The 18,132-nt window shown below is 60.0% G+C and carries 13 protein-coding genes and 1 pseudogene; 6 read left to right on the forward strand and 8 right to left on the reverse strand.

Annotated elements, in window-relative coordinates:
* Positions 1-178 precede the first annotated feature (178 nt).
* On the forward strand, positions 179-685 hold the full coding sequence (locus tag GGQ66_RS18970; protein ID WP_237358991.1) for a PadR family transcriptional regulator: 507 nt from the start codon (positions 179-181) through the stop codon (positions 683-685).
* Positions 682-1,458, forward strand: coding sequence for a siderophore-interacting protein (locus tag GGQ66_RS18975; protein ID WP_183794577.1), 777 nt, complete (start codon positions 682-684; stop codon positions 1,456-1,458). The genes GGQ66_RS18970 and GGQ66_RS18975 overlap by 4 nt, the downstream gene beginning before the upstream one ends.
* A 110-nt stretch (positions 1,459-1,568) precedes the next feature.
* On the opposite strand, the gene GGQ66_RS18980 is transcribed toward GGQ66_RS18975, so the two are convergent.
* The 3 genes from GGQ66_RS18980 to GGQ66_RS18990 form a co-directional block, all read right to left on the reverse strand.
* Entirely contained in the window at positions 1,569-4,700 is a 3,132-nt protein-coding gene (locus tag GGQ66_RS18980) for an efflux RND transporter permease subunit (protein ID WP_183794579.1), read from the reverse strand.
* A 7-nt stretch (positions 4,701-4,707) separates the two neighbouring features.
* Positions 4,708-5,964 carry an efflux RND transporter periplasmic adaptor subunit gene (locus GGQ66_RS18985; protein ID WP_183794581.1) on the reverse strand — a complete coding sequence of 419 codons (1,257 nt, stop codon included), beginning with the start codon at positions 5,962-5,964 and terminating at the stop codon, positions 4,708-4,710.
* A gap of 262 nt (positions 5,965-6,226) precedes the next feature.
* Positions 6,227-6,865, reverse strand: a complete 639-nt coding sequence (locus tag GGQ66_RS18990) for a TetR/AcrR family transcriptional regulator (protein ID WP_183794583.1) — start codon at positions 6,863-6,865, stop codon at positions 6,227-6,229.
* A 175-nt stretch (positions 6,866-7,040) separates the two neighbouring features.
* On the opposite strand from GGQ66_RS18990, the gene GGQ66_RS18995 reads away from it, so the two are divergent.
* Positions 7,041-8,243 carry an MFS transporter gene (locus GGQ66_RS18995; RefSeq protein ID WP_183794585.1) on the forward strand — a complete coding sequence of 401 codons (1,203 nt, stop codon included), beginning with the start codon at positions 7,041-7,043 and terminating at the stop codon, positions 8,241-8,243.
* Between the two features lie 84 nt (positions 8,244-8,327).
* Here GGQ66_RS18995 and GGQ66_RS19000 read toward each other — a convergent pair whose 3' ends face one another.
* Both GGQ66_RS19000 and pobA read right to left on the reverse strand, forming a co-directional pair.
* Positions 8,328-10,787 carry a membrane-bound PQQ-dependent dehydrogenase, glucose/quinate/shikimate family gene (locus tag GGQ66_RS19000; RefSeq protein WP_183794587.1) on the reverse strand — a complete coding sequence of 820 codons (2,460 nt, stop codon included), beginning with the start codon at positions 10,785-10,787 and terminating at the stop codon, positions 8,328-8,330.
* Between the two features lie 467 nt (positions 10,788-11,254).
* The gene (gene pobA / locus GGQ66_RS19005) at positions 11,255-12,424 is read right to left on the reverse strand and encodes a 4-hydroxybenzoate 3-monooxygenase (protein ID WP_183794589.1); all 1,170 of its coding nucleotides are present in this window, start codon (positions 12,422-12,424) and stop codon (positions 11,255-11,257) included.
* Between the two features lie 95 nt (positions 12,425-12,519).
* On the opposite strand from pobA, the gene GGQ66_RS19010 reads away from it, so the two are divergent.
* Positions 12,520-13,365, forward strand: a complete 846-nt coding sequence (locus GGQ66_RS19010) for a helix-turn-helix domain-containing protein (RefSeq protein ID WP_183794591.1) — start codon at positions 12,520-12,522, stop codon at positions 13,363-13,365.
* A gap of 140 nt (positions 13,366-13,505) precedes the next feature.
* Positions 13,506-14,015 carry a MarR family winged helix-turn-helix transcriptional regulator gene (locus GGQ66_RS19015; RefSeq protein ID WP_183794593.1) on the forward strand — a complete coding sequence of 170 codons (510 nt, stop codon included), beginning with the start codon at positions 13,506-13,508 and terminating at the stop codon, positions 14,013-14,015.
* Here GGQ66_RS19015 and GGQ66_RS19020 read toward each other — a convergent pair.
* The 3 genes from GGQ66_RS19020 to GGQ66_RS19030 are packed head-to-tail and all read right to left on the reverse strand — an operon-like array spanning position 13,967 to position 17,391.
* Entirely contained in the window at positions 13,967-14,305 is a 339-nt protein-coding gene (locus GGQ66_RS19020) for an NIPSNAP family protein (RefSeq protein ID WP_183794595.1), read from the reverse strand. The genes GGQ66_RS19015 and GGQ66_RS19020 overlap by 49 nt on opposite strands.
* A gap of 10 nt (positions 14,306-14,315) precedes the next feature.
* Positions 14,316-16,037: an FAD-dependent oxidoreductase gene (locus GGQ66_RS19025; RefSeq protein WP_183794597.1), complete on the reverse strand. Its 1,722-nt coding sequence runs from the start codon at positions 16,035-16,037 to the stop codon at positions 14,316-14,318.
* Between the two features lie 13 nt (positions 16,038-16,050).
* A complete protein-coding gene (locus GGQ66_RS19030) occupies positions 16,051-17,391 on the reverse strand; it encodes an MFS transporter (protein ID WP_183794599.1) in 1,341 nt (446 codons plus the stop codon).
* A gap of 520 nt (positions 17,392-17,911) precedes the next feature.
* On the opposite strand from GGQ66_RS19030, the pseudogene GGQ66_RS19035 reads away from it, so the two are divergent.
* Positions 17,912-18,132: pseudogene (locus GGQ66_RS19035) on the forward strand (Re/Si-specific NAD(P)(+) transhydrogenase subunit alpha); the annotation flags it as partial.

Here is an 18,132-nt window from a genome sequence, read left to right on the forward strand (position 1 = left end):
AGGCCACGGTCAAATTTCGATATATCTTGATTTTAGATATATCGAAACCTATCTTGGAGACATGAGCGACGAATATGAAAACGGCAGGGGCCGTAAAACCCCGTTTACAGACGGATGGCGACATCATTGTCATCATGATGAGGACCGATCGCATCAGGGACGCCGCCGGGGCGGCCGAATGCTTGACTACGGTGAGTTGAGGCTGCTCATTCTTGCAATCATTTCAAGGCGCCCCAGCCATGGTTACGAACTGATCAAGGCGGTTGAGGAGCATTTTGGCGGCAGCTACGCGCCAAGCCCCGGCGTGCTTTACCCCACGCTGGCCTGGCTCGATGACATCGGATACGCCGTTGCGGAGACAGGCGAGGGTAATCGCAAGAGCTACCGGATCACACAGGAAGGCGAGGCCTATCTCGCGGCGAACCACCTTGCGATCGAGCGACTTCTCGCCCGCTGCGGATCGAATGGCGAGGGCATGCGTTCCGGTGCGCCGGAGGTGGTGGCCAGAGCCATGGACCAACTCAAGACGGCGCTGCGCGGTCGGTTGAAGGGACGAGCCGTCAGCGAGAGCGACATAGAGCGGATTGCCGCGATCGTTCGCGAAGCTGCACATCGTATCGAGAATATCGAACAACCGGTGTCCGGGCAGGCCGGGCCTGACCAGACAGAGAAGGCAGGACAATGAACGATCAATCGATCCAAGGGCTCGAAAGTATGGGCGAACAACCGCGCGTTCAGCTTGTTCGCCATGAATTGCGGCGGCGGCAATTGACCGTTGTCGCGGTGGAAAGACTGACGCCCTGCATGATCCGCATCACGCTGGGCGGCGATGAACTTGAAGGCTTCACGTCCCTGTCTGCGGGCGATCATATAAAGGTCTTCGTTCCGGATGGCGCCGGTGGCACGACCATGCGTGATTACACGCCGCGCCACTATGATCCCGTCAAGGGAAGGCTGGTGATTGACTTCGCCGTTCACGAGGCGGGGCCTGCAACGCAATGGGCGCTCGAGGCGCGTCCGGGAGATCCTGCCCTTATCGGCGGTCCTCGCGGCTCGCAGGTCATTTCCGGTCCGATCCGGTCATGGCTGTTGATTGGCGATGAGACGGCGCTGCCTTCCATAGGCCGTCGCGTCGAAGAAACGGCTGCTGATATCGCCGTTACCACCGTTGTTGCGGTGCCGGGCGTCGATGACGAGCAGACCTTCAAGACACAGGCCAAACTGACGAGTCACTGGATTCATCGCACTGATGTGACGGATTCCGTGGCGATCATCGCCCGGTTGCGCGAACTTCCCATCGAAGTCGGTACGTTCGTCTGGGTGGCGGCTGAGGGAGCCGTGACCAAGGCCATTCGCGCCTACCTCATCGAAGAGCGCAAGCATCCCCTGACTTGGCTCAGAGCCTCCGGCTACTGGGTCAAGGGCAAAGCCGACACGAAGGCAAAGTTCGAGGACTGATGCGGTTCGTGATAGTTGCAGACACCCGGGAAGGAAATCCTTCCCGGGTGTTTTTGTCTGCGCCGCATGTTTGAGCGAAAACGCACCGGTGTCCCGTATCCCTCATCCCGTCAGGGATGGGTTGCGGGGGCTTCCGCCTTGTCGTGGTCCTCGACCTTGCCCTTGAAAATCCGGCGCACGGTGACAAACAGCAGCGGCACCATGAACACACCAATGACGGTTGCGGCGATCATGCCCCCCATCACGCCGATGCCGATGGCGTTCTGGGCGCCGGAGCCTGCGCCTCGGGCTATGGCAAGCGGCGTGACGCCGAGAATGAAGGCGAAGGACGTCATCAGGATCGGGCGCAGGCGTTGCTTGGCCGCTTCCAGAGTTGCCTCGACAAGCGCCATGCCCGCCGCCTGCCGTTCAATGGCAAATTCGACGATGAGGATCGCATTCTTGGCCGCCAGTCCGATGGTCGTGAGCAGACCCACCTTGAAATAGACATCGTTTGACTGCCCGAACAGCAGGGCCGCACCCAGCGCCCCGGCGACACCGATCGGGACTGACAACATGACGGCGAACGGGATCGACCAGCTTTCGTAGAGCGCCACGAGACACAGGAAGACGACGAGGACGGATATGGCGTACAACGCCGCCGCCTGATTGCCCGATAGCCGTTCCTGATAAGACAGGCCGGTCCATTCATGTGCATACCCGCTCGGCAATTTCGACATCAACTGGTCGATCTCATCCATGGCGGCACCGGAGCTGACGCCTGTCGCGGCCTGTCCCTGAATCTGCACGGCAGACGAACCATTATAACGCTCGAGCCGCGGCGAACCGTAGATCCAGCTTGTGGACGAGAAGGCGGAGAACGGCACCATATCGCCATCTGAATTGCGGACCTGCCATTTGGCGAGGTCTTCCGGCTGCATGCGGAAGTCGGTATCGGCCTGCTGATAAACCGGCTTGATACGGCCTCGATCGATAAAGTCGTTGATGTAGCTGCTGCCCCAGGCCGTGGACAGGGTGTTATTGATGTTGCCGAGGCTGATGCCCAGCGCGCTCGCCTTCTCCTGATCGATATTGATCTTGAATTGCGGTGTATCTTCCTGCCCGTTCGGGCGGGTGTTGGCGAGCGTCTTGCTCTGGGCGGCCAGGCCCAGCAGTTGGTCGCGGGCCTCGATCAGCTTGGCATGGCCGGTGCCGTTGACGTCCTGAAGATAGAAGTCGAAACCGTTCGAGTTGCCCATGCCCTGGATTGCGGGCGGCGCGAGCGCGAAGACGCGACCGTCACGGATCTTCGAAAAGGCCCCCATGGCGCGTTTCGCCACAGCGGAAGCAGAAAGATCGGGGTTCGTGCGCTTGTCGAAGGGTTTCAACCGCACGAATGCGAGCGCCACGTTTTGGCCCTGCCCGCCGAACCCGAAGCCAACGACGCCCATGACGCCTTCGACGGCATCCTTCTCGTTGTTCAGGTAATGATCGACGACCTGCTTCATGACACGTTGCGTGCGGTCCTGCGTTGCGCCGACCGGAAGCTGGATGCTGGTGAGCAGGATGCCCTGGTCTTCCTGCGGCAAAAACGAGCTGGGAAGGCGGATAAACATCCAGCCCATGCCCACCACGATGGCAAGGAACAGGATGAGGAAGCGTTTGCTTCGGTTGAGAATACCGCCCGTACCATTGCGATAGGCAACGGCGGTCCGATCGAAGCCCCTGTTGAAGAGGCCGGCAAGGCCGCTTTTTTCCGTGTGAACCGGCTTGAGGAGCGTCGCGCAGAGCGCTGGTGTCAGGATGAGTGCGACGATGACCGACAGTACCATGGCCGATACGATGGTCACGGAGAACTGGCGGTAGATGACGCCAACGGAGCCTCCGAAGAATGCCATTGGCACGAAGACGGCCGACAGCACGACGGCGATCCCGATCAGTGCGCCGGTGATTTCTTTCATGGATTTGCGCGTCGCCTCTTTCGGCGGCAGACCTTCCTCCTGCATCACGCGTTCGACATTCTCGACGACGACGATCGCGTCATCGACAAGCAGGCCGATTGCCAGCACCATGGCGAACATGGTGAGGGTATTGATGGAGTAGCCGAACACGGCAAGAACGCCGAAGGTGCCGAGGAGAACGACCGGCACGGCCAGCGTCGGGATCAGCGTGGCGCGGATGTTCTGGAGGAACACCAGCATGACGATGAAGACCAGCACGATGGCTTCGATAAGCGTCTTGACCACTTCCTCGATCGAGAGCTGAACGAACGGCGTGGTGTCATAGGGGTAGACCACCTCGACACCCTGAGGAAATGTCCCCGAGAGACGCGCAATCGTTTCCTGCACGGCTTGCGCCGTGCTGATGGCGTTTGCGCCGGTGGCGAGGTTGATGGCGAGGCCCGCAGCGGGCATGCCGTTATAGGTCGAAAGGTTGTTGTAGCTTTCCGCACCCAGTTCCACGCGCGCCACGTCGTTCAGGCGGACAAGGGAACCGTTCGTCGAACTTTTCAGGATGATGTTGCGGAACTGTTCGGGGGTCTGAAGCCGACCTTGCGCGGTAACGGTGAAGTTGAGCTGCTGACCCTGCCGTGCCGGTTGCGCACCGAGCTGGCCTGCCGAAACCTGCGTGTTCTGGGCCGATACGGCGGACGCCACATCGCTGGGCATTAGTGCGTATTTGGCGAGCTTGTCCGGATCGAGCCAGATACGCATGGCGTATCGCGAACCGAAAAGCTGGGTGCCGCCGACACCTTCGACGCGCTTCAGCGTATCGTTCAGCGTACTGTCGACATAGTCGGCCAGGTCGTTGGCGCTCATCTTGCCATCGGTCGAGACAAATGCGGCGACCATCAGGAAGCTGTCGGACGCCTTGTTGACCGTCAGGCCCCGGCTCTGCACGGCCTCCGGCAATTGCGAGGTAACAAGCTGCAGCTTGTTCTGGACCTGCATCTGCGCCGTATCAGGATTGGCCGCGCTGGTGAAGGTCAGCGTGATCGAAGCCTGTCCGGTCGATGTGGACGTCGCGGTCATGTAGTCGAGGTTGTCGATCCCCGTCATGCCCTGTTCGATGATCTTCGTCACCGAATTCTCCACCGTCTCGGCATCGGCGCCGGGATAGGTGGTGGTGATGCGCACCGTCGTCGGGGCAATCTGCGGGTATTGCGAGATTGAGAGCGAATTCAGCGCCAGAAGACCGCCCAGCATGATCACGATTGCGATCACCCAGGCGAAATTAGGCCGGTTGATGAAGAAATTCGACATGGAAACCTCAGTTCTTCGAGGTGTCGGCAGATGGAGCGGCATTTATCGCCGCAACGTCATTGCCGGTTTGCGGCGTCAGGGCCGCCTGTTTGCGCTCGCGAACCTCTCCGGTCGTGTCGTCGATGATCACTTCCACGGGGTCGACGGACTGGCCGGGGCGGGTCAACTGCGAACCTTCAACGATAACCCGATCGCCATCCGCGATGCCGGAACTTACCAGCCAGTTGTTGCCGACGCTCTGGCCGATGGTCAGAACGCGCTGCTCCACCTTGCCCTCCTTGTCGACCAGCAGGGCCACAGGCTCGCCCTTTGTGTTGCGGGAGACGGCGCGCTGCGGCACCAGGAAGCTGTTCTCCGCCACGCCTTCCTCAACCAGAGCACGGACATACATGCCCGGCAAAAGCAGGCGATCCGGGTTGGGGAACTCGGCCCGCAGCGCGTAGGTGCCAGTAGTCTCGCTGACTGACGATTCAGCAAATTCCAGCTTGCCGGTCAGCGGGTAGATCGTCCCGTTTTCCAGCTTCAGCCGCACGCTGACATTATCGCCGGACAGCTTTATGCGTCCGGAATCGATTGCCTGGCGGAGATTGATGAGGTTTGTGCTCGACTGGGTCACGTCGATGTTGATCGGGTCCAGCGTGCGGATTGTGGTCAGTGTGGTTGTCTGGTTTGCCGTGACCAGCGCGCCTGCCGTGAGGGACGATTTGTCGAGCCTGCCGGAGATCGGTGCACGGATCGTCGTGTAGTCGAGATTGATGCGGGCCGTTTCAACGGCAGCCTTGGCGGCTTCGACCGTAGCCTTCGCTTGCGCCAGTGTCGCTGCTGCATCATCGAGATTTTGCTGGCTGACGGCATCCTGTTTCGTCAGGCTTTCATAACGGTCGACCTTCGCTTGTGCGCTGGGTACGGCCGCCTCGGCCTTGCGCAGGTCTGCGATGGCGCTGTCATAGGCGGCTTTGTAGCTGGCGGGATCGATCTGGTAGAGGGCATCGCCCTGCTTGACCTCGGTGCCTTCCCGGAAAAGTCGCTCGCGAATGATGCCATTGACCTGTGGGCGAACCTCTGCCGCCAACGAGGCGACGGTTCGGCCCGGCAGTTCGGCGGTAATTGTCACCGACTGAGGGCTGAGTGTGACGACACTGACCTTCGGCTTCGCCGCGGCGGTCTGAGCGGCTGGCGATTGAGTCGCGCCCTTGTTTTCGCTGCAGGCCACGAGCGTAAGCGACAAGGCCGCAAAAGCCAGACGCAGGTGTGTCGTTCTCATTACAAATTCCTCTGAAAATTGATCGCTATCATATGCGTGCACTCCAGAATATCGCTACCGCGATGCACAAATATGGCAAGTTAAATTCTCGTTAGATCCCGTGACTGAGTGGATTTTCAGGTCACATGGCGCGTGATTCAAAACCCGCTGGAGCGTGCACGATAACATTGATTGTGCGGGATTGGAGCCTGACGGGCTGTTTATTGACGATGAGGCGTGTGGATTGGTCTGCCCTCGATGCCCCGCTCAAGCGCTCAGGCTTTCAGGTGAAAATCAGATCCACTTGCGCCTCGAACATGGCTGCTGTTTCGATCTGATCTTCTGGACAGAGAAGGCCGTTATGGACGATGCCCATCCAGAGTGGCGCCGCCAGCAGGTGAGGGCATTGAAGCATGAAATCGCATTTGAGTTCGCCGCGCCTGGCCGCAAGCTTCGCCAGTTCCAGCAGGCGTCCGACAAACGGTTCATAGACCTCGTTTTTATAGACCTCCGCGAGATAGGGGAACGCTCGCGCCTCGGTGAGAACAAGCCGCGCAATACCGGCACGTCCCTTCTCCTCGATGATGAGCATGGCGGGCAGAAGTGTGCGCCGACAGTAAGCCGATACGGTTTCTTCGGGGCCGATCGGATTGTCATGGGCTGCATCAAGCGGCGTGGTCACGATGTCGCGGACAACGCCGGCAAACAATGCTTCCTTGGTATCGAAGTAACGGTATGTCGTGCCCTTGGCGAGCCCTGCCCGGGTGGCGATCCCCGCCATCGTCGCGTCCGCATATCCCTTTTCGAAAAACTCCTCCATGGCCGCCTGGATAATCTGCGCCCGCGTGCGCGCCGTTTTCTCAGGGCTCGGGCCGCGGGTCCTTGCGGTCGCTTCCTTCTCCGTCCCGTCTGTGTGTTCCAATGCGCCCTCCCTCCGGCTTGTCGTAATGCAAAGTGATTTGACTTTAAAATGACCAATCGGTCATTTTAAAGTGTTGTGTATAGCTCCGCGCCGTTCGTTCGGGCTTCTCGGTCCACCAGTCATTTCCGTTCCCTCCATAGAGGCGAACCACTTTTCATTATACAAGAGGCATCCAGTGACAGACAATCGTCAGACGTCATGGGCACCCTTTGTGCTCGTAGCGCTTGCTCTCGCTATCGGCACCATGGGGGCAACCATGGCCAGCCCGCTTTATCCGCTTTACGAACGGGCCTGGGCCCTTCGCCATTCCACTGTCACGGTGATCTACGTCGTTTACATGGTCGGTGTGTTAGCCGCGTTTCTGTTTCTCGGTCGACTTTCGGACCGGATAGGCCCGGTGCCCGTTCTCAAGGCCGCCGGGCTTCTCCTTCTCTTGGGTCTCCTGCTTTCCTCAATAGCGCCGGGGCCACTTGTTCTGGGTGTGGGGCGTGTGGTGATCGGTATTGCGTCCGGCTTGATCACATCGGCTGCAACCCTTGGCCTCATTCTTCTTGAACCCGTCAGGAGCCGGCACGCCGCACTTGTTGCGTCCGTCACCACCATGGCCGGCTTTGGTCTTGGGCCGTTCCTGTGTGGCTTTGTCGCTCAGTTCGCGCCGGTTCCCTTGGTTGCACCGTATCTGGCGATCATTGTTCCGGTTGGCGCCGTTTTGGCCGGATTGTGCACCCTGCGCATGATCCGGCCTGCGCCGGTCAGCGCATCCGTCTCCTTTAAGCCGCATCTCGGATTGCCGGCACCGGAAGTCCGTCCGGGATTTTTTGTTGCATCGCTCGCGGTCTTCACGGCCTATGCCCTGTTCAGCCTGCTGGCATCGCTGGCGCCGTCATTCCTCGACAGTTTAATACCCTTGCGTGGCCCGGCAGTCAGCGGTACGTCCGTCGCGGCTGTCCTGTTCTGTTCCGCGCTGGTGCAGCTTCCGGCACGGTGCCTGTCCGTCAGGGGCGGTCTTTTGATCGCTTTGGCATTCATGGGCATCGGGATCGTGTTGCTGGCGGTCGCTTTGCGCACCGCGTCGGGCACCATGTTCGTGACGGCGGATATTTCCATCGGTCTTGGCCATGGGCTGGCCTTCATGTCAGCACTGCGGCTCTTGAACCGGATCGCTCCCGAGGATCAGCGCTCCGGCATTCTCTCGACATTCCTGAGCATTGCCTATCTCGGCAGCATCCTGCCCGTGATTGCGGTCGGCTATCTGGCCGACTGGATAGGGCTTGTGCCCGCCGTTGTTACCTTCTGTCTTTTCTTTGCGGTCGTTTGCCTGCTGCTCTTTCCGCTGGCCAAAACGACGCTGGAGCCGCAGCGGCTTCCGCAGGTTTGAGTTCGTCTGCCTGACTTTCCCATCTAAAAAGCCCCCGCCTTCATCACGAAGGCGAGGGCTTTTTCCTGTTGGGGCAGAAGAAGATCAGGGCTTCTTCGGCAGGGCGTAGGCGACGAGATAGTCGCCCGGCTGGGTCTGCATCAGATTATGACCGCCAGCGGCAATCACCACGAACTGACGACCGCTCTCGTTGGAGAGATAGGTCATGGGCGTGGCATTGCCCCCGGCCGGCAAACGTCCCTTCCAGAGGATGTCGCCGGTTGCCAGGCTCATCGCGCGCAAGGATTGTTCACCCGAAGCCGCGATGAAGACGAGACCCGACTTGGTGGTGATGGCGCCACCGAGGCCCGGAATCCCCATCTTGATCGGCAGGCTTGCCTTCAATTTGGTGCCGCCGATCGTGACGCCGCTGTCTTCGGCCGTGCCCGAACGTTTTGACCAGATGACCTTTTTCGTCGTCAGGTCGACGGCGGTCACCATGCCATAGGGCGGGGCAAGGCAGGGGGCGCCGAGGGGCGACATGAACGGCTTCAGTTCGGCGGCATAGGGAACACCCATCTGCGGAACATTGCCGCCGACGCTCGTGCCCGGTGAACCGTCCGCTGCCTTCAGGCCCATTGCATTGGCTTCGGGACGCGGGATAAGGCGCAGATACATCGGCACCCGGTTCCAGTTGGCGACGAGGAGTTTGCGCTCGGGGTCAAACGAACCCGAACCCCAGTTGTTGCCGCCCAGCGAGCCGGGGAAAAAGACGATCGGATCTTCGCCGGGCGGTGTCAGCGGGCCTTCCCAGCGAGCCTTGCGGTACTGAATTCGGCACCACATCATGTCGAACGGCGTTGCGCCCCACATGTCCGTTTCGTCGATGCCGGTCACCTTCAGCGGGTCCACGCCAGAGAATTCGGGCATTTCGACGGAGAAGGGCTGTGTCTTCGAAAGACGCTCGGCTTCCGCGCCGCCCTGCGGAACCGGGAGTTCCTTGACCTCGTAAACGGGCTTGCCGGTGCGGCGGTCGAGGACGAAGTTCTGGCCCCGCTTGGTAAGCTGGACGAGAGCCGGCACGGTCTCGCCGTTGATCTTGAGATCAATCAGGCTGGGTTGCGAACCGACATCCATGTCCCAGACATCGTAATGCGTGGTCTGGAATGTCCAGCGCACCGCGCCGGTCTCGGCATCGAGCGCCACGACAGAACCCGAGTACTTGTTGTCGAAATCGCGGCGATGCCCACCCCAGTAATCCGGGGTTGCGTTGCCGGTGGGCATGTAGACGAGGCCGAGTTCGTCGTCGGCGGAAATCGGCGCCCACGAATTCGGTGTGCCGCGCGTATACTCTTCGCCCGGCGCCGGTTCACCGTGGTAGGTGTCACGCCCCATGTCGAAGGCCCATGCGAAAGCTCCCGTCCGCGCATCGAATGCGCGGATGACGCCGGATGGCTCGTCGACCGACTGGCCATCGGAGATCCAGCCTCCGATCACGACCTTGCCGCGTACAATCTGCGGTGCGGAAGAGACGTAGGAATAGCCCGGAATGACATGGCCAAGACCTTTCTTGAGGTCGATCTGGCCGTTGTCACCGAAACCTGTGCAGGGTTCGCCGGTTTCAGCATCGACGGCAAGCAGGCGGGCATCAACAGTCGGGCCGATGATGCGGCGGGTGCAAAGGGCGTGGCCGGCGCTGTTCTTCGGCTGATCCGTCGCCGGATTGCCGCTTCCATCGACTTCATAATAGGCCACGCCGCGGCATGCGGCCGAACCCGTCACGCCCTGCAGGTTGACATGAGCATTGAACCGCCAGCGCTCCTTGCCGGTTTCCGCGTCAAGGGCGACGATGTCGTTGCGCGGAGTGCAGAAGAACAGGCTGTCGGCCACCTTCAGAGGGGTAACCTCGAAGCGCCGGTTGGGGCCCTCCTGAGGCGGAAAATCACCGGTGCGGTAGGTCCAGGCAACTTGAAGTCCGCTGACATTTTCCGGGTTCAGTTGGGTCAGTGGTGAAAAGCGCGTACCATGCTGGTCGTTGCCGTAATAGTGCCATTCGCCTTCAGGCGAGGTGGGCGTGTATGGTTCCACCGGAGCGGGGAGTGCGTTGGCGGCCACCGTTTCGTGGATGTCGCCATGGATATAGCCCCAGCCCAGAAGGCCGGCGATTGACAGGGCGAACACACCTGCAACGGCCTTTCCTAACCCGGCAGAGCGCGGGCCGGAGATGACGCTGCGCTTGTAGGCCGGCGTCAGGAAGAAGAGCGCGAAAAGGAATGGCCCGAACAGGCGCGGGGTGAGCGTCCAGAAATCGACGCCGGTTTCATTGACCGCCCAAATCCAGGTGTAGGCCAGCATGGCCGCGTAGAGCCATCCGCCCCATGCGCTGCCACGCCAGACGAGGATTGCCGATGCGATCGCGAGAAGACCGGTGATGACGAAGTACGGAGAGCCGCCGAGGGTGGCAAGTTGAGCGCCACCGAACGCATAAGCGGCGCCGATCAGGAACAGGATGACGGCATAGATGCGCACCACGGTTCCGCCCGGCGTAAGTTTTGATGTTGACATGATGGATTGCCTCGATTGACAGCCGGCGTGCCGATTTGTCGCATGGCGACGGGCTTGCCTGCCGAATAAGTTTCAAAAATGACTATGAGTTCATTTTTGTCAAGTGCGGCGCGAGCGGAAACGTCGCTTGTTGCTCCCGTCATCTGCTTTTTGGTGAAAATCACCGGACCCACGCGCACGGAATTGGATGAAGCGCTCGGGCAAGGTGAGCCGCACGATGGACAGGGTGACGGGTCACGCTGGCGTAAAGTGCCGTTGAACGCGGGCCATTCAACTGTCGCGCGTTAAACGCTTATATTATTGAAATAATCGAAATATTGTGGTCGCGATTGCTGATATGGAGCGCCGGAAAAGGCCTGTGCGGCAATCGGGTTCGTTGATTTTACGGTTGCCGGCTTTCGGGCATTCAGCCGCAGAATGAAGCGGGATGTGGCGCGTAACGGCACCACATCCCGCGAAGGGCAACCTCAGTAGGGCAAGCCGACATAATTCTCGGCAAGATCTTTCCGAGCGGTTTCCGATTCGGCGAGGTGGGCGAGCGTTGCACGGCGCATCTGCTCCGCGAAGCTGTCTTCCCCTTCGAAACGGTGCAGCATCGTCGTCATCTGCCAGGAGAACCGCATTGCCTTCCAGATGCGACGCAAGGCGCGCTCAGAATAGCTGTCCACGCCGTTTTCGCTGCCATGTTTCAGCGCTTCGATCAGGGCCTGATGCAGGTAGAAAACATCCGAAACAGCGAGGTTCAGCCCCTTCGCCCCTGTCGGCGGTACGATATGGGCGGCATCCCCCACAAGGAACAACCGCCCCCACCGCAGCGGTTCCGATACGAAGCTGCGAAGCGGTGCGATGGACTTCTCGATCGAAGGGCCAGTGATCAGGCGTTCGGCCGCCTGCGACGGGATACGACGCTTGAACTCGCTCCAAAAGCGGTCGTCGGACCAGTCTTCCACTTTGTCGGCGAGTGGCACCTGAACGTAATAGCGCACCAGATTGGCGTTGCGCATCGATGCGAGCGCGAAGCCATGGGGGGAATTCGCATAGATCAACTCGTCGTTGACGGGCGGGGTGCGCGAAAGAATGCCCAGCCAGCCGAAAGGATAAACCCTTTCGAATTCGCGACGCTTTTCTTCCGGTATGGTCTTTCGGCTGACGCCGTGGAAGCCGTCGCATCCCGCAACATAGGCGCAGGTCAGGGACTTGCGTTCGCCGTTCAGCGTGTATTCGACTTTCGCGACCGGGCCGTCGAGGTCAAGGATCTGCACATCTTCCACGCCGTGGATGATGGAGGTGCCCATCCTATCCTGCGCCTGATACAAATCCTGCGTCACTTCGGTCTGACCATAGACCATGACCCGCTTGCCGGTCAGTTCCTTGAAGTCGATATGGACCATCAGGTCGGCATCGGTGATGTAGGTGCCATCATGCGGGAAGCCTTCCGCATCCATCCGCGTGCCCACTCCGGCTTCCCGCAGCATTTCAACGGAACCCCACTCCAGAATACCGGCCCTGATGCGTGAAAGAACGTGTTCACGCGTGCTGCGTTCCAGTACGACCGTCGCAATGCCCGCACGGTTCAGAAGTTGAGACAGCAAAAGGCCCGAAGGCCCACCGCCAATGATGACGACCTGAGTATCCATGAAAACGCTCCCAATTGTTCCCTCTGAACGATTTCTATCGGCTGGGCGCAGGCAAGCGAATGGACGAAGCGGGCATAAAATGGTACTAATCATGCATGAAGTTGCAATCGCAAATACCTGTTTTCAATCTGTTTGGAGAGACGGCGTCCTTTCCGGATGTGGTGCACTGTGAACGGATATGGGACCGGGCGCGCCTTCACGATTGGAAGATTGCGCCACACCGCCATCGACAGATGATGCAGATTTTCTTCGTGGAGCAGGGTGCCGCGCGCATCCGCGTCGACGGTGTTTCTTCGCGGCTTGAAGACGGTGACTTTCAATTCATCCCGGCACAATCTGTTCACGATCTGGAAATCGTGCGCGGCAGCGAAGGTCTGGTGCTGTCCTTCCCGGTGGCGCTGGTTGCCGCGCTGCATAATACGGGGCTTGAGCGCCGTCTCGCCCGGTCTTTCGTCGCTCAGGCAGATGCGCGTGTGAGGCTGGTGCTTCGCCAGATCGCCACGACGTTTGCAGGAACGGACACCTATCGCGATTCGCTTCTGGTCGGATTGGCCCAAACCGCGCTGGCGGCTTCAGCCGAGATTGCTGCTCGTAGCGCCGAGGCCATGGAGCCTCTTCAGGAACGCCGCATGTTGGAGTTCGACAGACTGCTCGTCGAACATCTGGCTGCCGGCTGGGGGGCTGCGGAATTTGCGTTGGCCATGTCCATCACCCCTGGCCATCTGAGCAGGATCTGTCGTGGTGCGACGGGACAGAGCGCATCACGGCATATCGAGGCAGCGAGGATGACGGAAGCCGGACGATTGCTGGCATTTACCCGCCTTTCCGTGGCCGAGATCGGCTATCGCCTGGGATATGCCGATCCGCCCTATTTCTCCCGTCGGTTCCGCGAAGCAACGGGCGAGACCCCTTCACAATATCGATCCAGGTATTCCGGGTAGCGGTCTGATTAATTTGATTGGCCTTGCGGCGCTTCGTCCACTATGCGGAGGCGTTGCTGATGAAACGATTGGCTCTCCGGTAATTTTCTCTCGACTTTAGACTTGCCTCCGGATTGAATAGTCAGGCCTCAGGAGGGCTCATGAACAAGGACCATTTCGATCTTCAGCGCTGTGTTGGTGCGTTGAGCACCAGCTTTTCGAGCCGTCTGGGTGCAGGAGCTTCGCAGGAATATCATCGCCGGTTCGGTATCGGGGTTGTCGAATGGCGGGTTCTTTGCCATCTCGCTGTCGAACCCTGGTCCAACATCATCGCCATGGCGAACTCAATCGGACTGGACAAGAGTTCGGTCAGCAGAGCGCTTTCCGGCATGGAGGCCGATGGTCTTGTTACCGTTCGCGACGGTGCCAGACGTAAGCGCGAAGTGGCGCTCACGGATGCGGGACTGGATCTGCACCGCAGGGTACTGCCCATTGCCCGCGCCCGCGAAGCCGCCGTGCTGCAGGGCTTCACGGCGGAGGAGTTTGAGACGCTTCTCAACTATTTTCACCGGTTGATTGGCAACCTCCCGCATGTCGAGGAGGATGCCCAGATCCGGTCGGCTCAAGACAGCGAAGGAAGTGGCGCGGCTTTGAGCAACCGATCTTCCTGAGCCACGATAAGGTGACCTGAAGCCTTCAGGTAGGCCGGAAAATCGGGATGGGTATCGCGCGCGTTCCAGCGAGCCTCCATGTCGGCGAGATCGCGGTAGGCCCAGAGGTGAACGACCTGATTGAGCGGTCCGACGGTGCTCGTGTAGAAGCCGATCGGAGCGCCGAGGGTTTCTATCAGCACCGGCATGGCGAGCCGGTCGAAAACTTCGAGAAACTCGCCCATCTTGCGAGGAGCGATCGTGTAATAGCGCAGGTTGACCAGCGGACGGTCGGTCGGGGCAGTAAACATTGGGTATTCCTCATTCCGCCGCGAGCTTGCGGTCACTGTCATTGATCTTGCCGGCGATGGACAGCGCGGCGACATAGCCAAAGGTCATGGCCGGTCCAATGGTGATGCCCGCACCGGGATAGGCTCCGCCCATAATGGAAGCAGCGTCGTTGCCGGCCGCCCAGAGGCCCGGGATTGGCTTGCCATGGTCGTCAAGCACGCGTGACTGGGTGTCGGTCACCAATCCGGGGAAGGTGCCAAGGTCGCCCATGATGATGCGCAGCGCATAGAACGGTCCCTGCTCCACAGGGGCGACGTTCGGATTGGGCTGGTTGTTGGCATCACCCAGATAGCGGTTGAAGCCGGAGGTGCCGCGTCCGAACTGTCGATCTTCGCCCAGGCGCGCGCCTTCATTATAGGTTTTCACTTCCTCAGCGAACGCCCTGGCATCGACCCCGATCCGGCTGGCAAGCTCCTCAAGCGTCTTGCCGCTTTTCAGATAGCCCGAGCGCAGATGCGGACCGAGCGGCATTGGGTAGGGCTTGACATAGCCGATGCCGTATTTCCGGATTGTCCGGTGATCGGCAATCAGCCAGGCCTCGGTTTTACCCTTGCCGCGGCAGGCTTCGATCATTGCGGCGCCGACATCGTGATAGGACAGGCTCTCGTTCACAAAACGCCGTCCGGAGGCGGTGACCATGATGAAGCCCGGCTTGTAACGGTCGACGAGATGCGGGAACGCGACCTCGCCTCCGGGGAAGGGAACCTTGGACACAGGCATCCAGGCGGCGGCATTGGGCAGGCCCTCCGACAGATGCCCGCCGACGGTTTCGCCCAGAGCAATGCCGTCGCCGGTATTGCCTTCCGGAACCGGCGTGAAATGCTCGCCACCTTCCTTGACATGGGAGTAATGCTCCGCGATCCGTTTGCTGTCGCGGGCAAAACCGCCGGCAGCGAGAACCACGCCTTTTTTCGCCGGAACGGCAAGGCGCTGCCCGCCGATTGTTGCGACGACGCCGATGACGCGACCGTCTTTCCTGATCAGTTCGGTAACCGGCGCATCGGTGACAATCTCGATGCCGAGATCCAGCGCCGACTTGGAGAGTGCCGCCGCAAGTGCATTGCCTGAGGTGAGTTGAACGCCTCGACCGTAGCGCAGAAGATGCCACATATGAACGGTCAGGCGCTTCGCCACATAGGCGGCGGAGATCGGCGACTTGGTGAAATTGAAGAAATGCTTCAGGTCGTTGTTCGAGGAGTTGAACATCATCCCCATGAAGGTGATGGTCTTCAGCGGTTGCCGCAGACGCCGGAACTCCTTTCCGAGCCGTCGCCCGTCATAGGCCGCAGCGGTGACCGACCGCCCGATCTGCACGCCGCCCGGTTGTTCCGGATGATAGTCCGGATAGAGCGTGCGAACGAATTTGGCTTCGGTCTCCTTTTCCATGAAGCGCAGCATTTCCGGGCCGTAGTCCAGATAGGCATCGATGAAGTCGGCATCGTATTTGTTGCCAGCCTCGCCCCTCATGTAAGTGTGCACGGCGGCTCGGTCTTCCCGAATGCCTTCCGCCTGGTAATGCGGGTTTCCGGGAATCCAGATCACGCCACCGGAAAAGGCCGTCGTGCCGCCGAAAACAGGCGCCTTCTCCAGCACAACAACGGAAAGGCCCGATTTCTTTGCGGTAATCGCTGCGGTAAGACCGGCCGCGCCGGAACCGACGACAACAACGTCATAGGTTTGTTGAAGAGACATGTTCAGCTTCCTTTCATTCGGCTGCGAGAGGTTGCGGTTCGGGAGCGTGTTGCTGGGCCCGAACGAGCAGTGCTGCGCTGCCGGCGATTACAAGGGGAATGGCAAAAATGGCGAGCAGTGCGGCAAGGCCCAGTCCCTGACCGATCAGGATGCCGCCGAGCATGGGCCCGATTACGGCGCCCAGACGTCCGATACCCATGGCCCAGCCAATACCCGTCGAACGAATCTCGGTGGGATAGAGCACGGCTCCGAGTGCGTAGAACGAATTGAAGCCGCCATTGGTGGTGAAACCGGCGCAGAAGGCCAGTGCCAGCGTGACCGCAAGGGAGGCCGTGACATAGCCGAAGATCGCGACAACAGCCGCACCGGCGACGAGCGCAATGCATGTGACGCGTTGCAGGCCAAAGCGGGTTCCGCAGGCACCGATCACCAGTGTTCCAATGAAGCCGCCGAGGTTGAAAAGCGCGCCCGCGTAGATCGCCTTGTCGACGGGCAGACCCGATTGCACCGAAAGCTGGGTGATCCAGGACACGAGGAAATAGAAGGTCATGAAGCCCATGATGATCGCCAGCCACAATGCCAGTGTGGCGACAAAGCGTCCCTCCGCGAAGATCGCGCCGACCGAGGTCTTGGTTGCCGCGATGCGGGGTGGCAATACGGCGACAGGCGCTTCGCCGAGGCGGCGCAGGACCTTGTTGAGTTTTTCAAGCGCTCTCGCGGGCTGTACCCGCTTGAGGTAGTCGATCGATTCCGGCAGAATCAGCACAACGAATGGCAGAACGACGAGCGAAACGAGCCCGGCAGCCATCAATGCGCCGTGCCAGCCCCAGACAGGCAGGAAATGGGCAATGGTCACCCCGGTCACGACTGCACCCAGCGGGTATCCGGCGATGGCGATTGCCACGACCATGCCCTGCTGGCCTTTCGGGGCGAAATCTGCTGCCATTGTCGTTACACTGGCAAGAAAGGCACCAACCGACATGCCGATGATCGTGCGAAGCGCGATCAGTTCGTAGACATTCCGTGCCTGGCTCGACGCCAGCATGGCGATTGTGATCACCGTCAGCAGCGTGATGATCAGTGGCCGGCGCCCGAATTTGTCGGCGATCGGTGCAATGAACAGTCCGCCGACAGCCATGCCCGCCAACGAGGCCGAGAAGACCGTTCCCAGCATTTCCGGGCTGAGTTGCCAGGCGCTCTTCAGGACCGGCGCGACATAGGACATGATCACGATGTCCATCCCGTCGATGGCATTCAGCAGGAAACAGATGAAGACGACTGCAATGCGCAGAGGCGTCCAGCCGCCGCTTTCACCAGTGTGATGGCCTGTAACAAGCCCCGCTCCATGTGCCATAAGTCCCTCCCAAAAAATGGACGATCAAAAGCGGTCGCGGAACTTGCGCGCCGCAACGGGTCCATTGATCTGTGTCGATAAAACCTCCGCCTGCGACCTCCTGCCGCAGCCTTTCATTATTCTGTATTCACGACGCGGCAGCGCGTCAAATGTTTTGTTGTGATCGCAACACAAAACATTTATCAAGAATTGGAAGGCTGTGGTGAGGCGGCTTTGGAGAGAGGGATATGGGTGATCCTGTGCGTTGACACGATCCGCCGATGAAGGCTGCAACCTTTGTCATCGGCGGGGGACGATGCCCGATCCGTTGATGCTGCCGTGATCGGCCAGCAGAAATTCTCGACCGTTCTGCGCTGCGCCCCGCGTTCCGTGCTTGCAACGTCGGCGGCCTGTGTTTGCTACGTCCTTGTGCTTTCAGTCCGGAATCCGGCGTGATGAATGTCGGCCCGGGATTTCGTTGTGAGTGATAGATGACTGATTTTTCGCGCATCTCCGCGTTGGTTGAAGAGGGCTGTTGAAATTGAGAATCGGGACACCGAAAGAGGTATTTTTGGGTGAGTCGCGTGTAGCGATGACGCCAGAGAGTGCGTTTCAGCTCCAGAAGCTGGGGCATGGTTGCGTTTTGGAGAGCGGTGCGGGCCTGGCGGCGGGCTTTACCGACGAGGCCTATCGCAAGGCGGGCGTCGAGGTGGTCGACAGCGCCGAGGCCCTCTTTGCGTCGGTAGACGTCATCGCCAAGGT

Origin of the sequence: Allorhizobium borbori (assembly GCF_014196535.1) — a bacterium.
In the GTDB taxonomy this organism is placed as follows: Bacteria; Pseudomonadota; Alphaproteobacteria; order Rhizobiales; family Rhizobiaceae; genus Ectorhizobium; species Ectorhizobium borbori.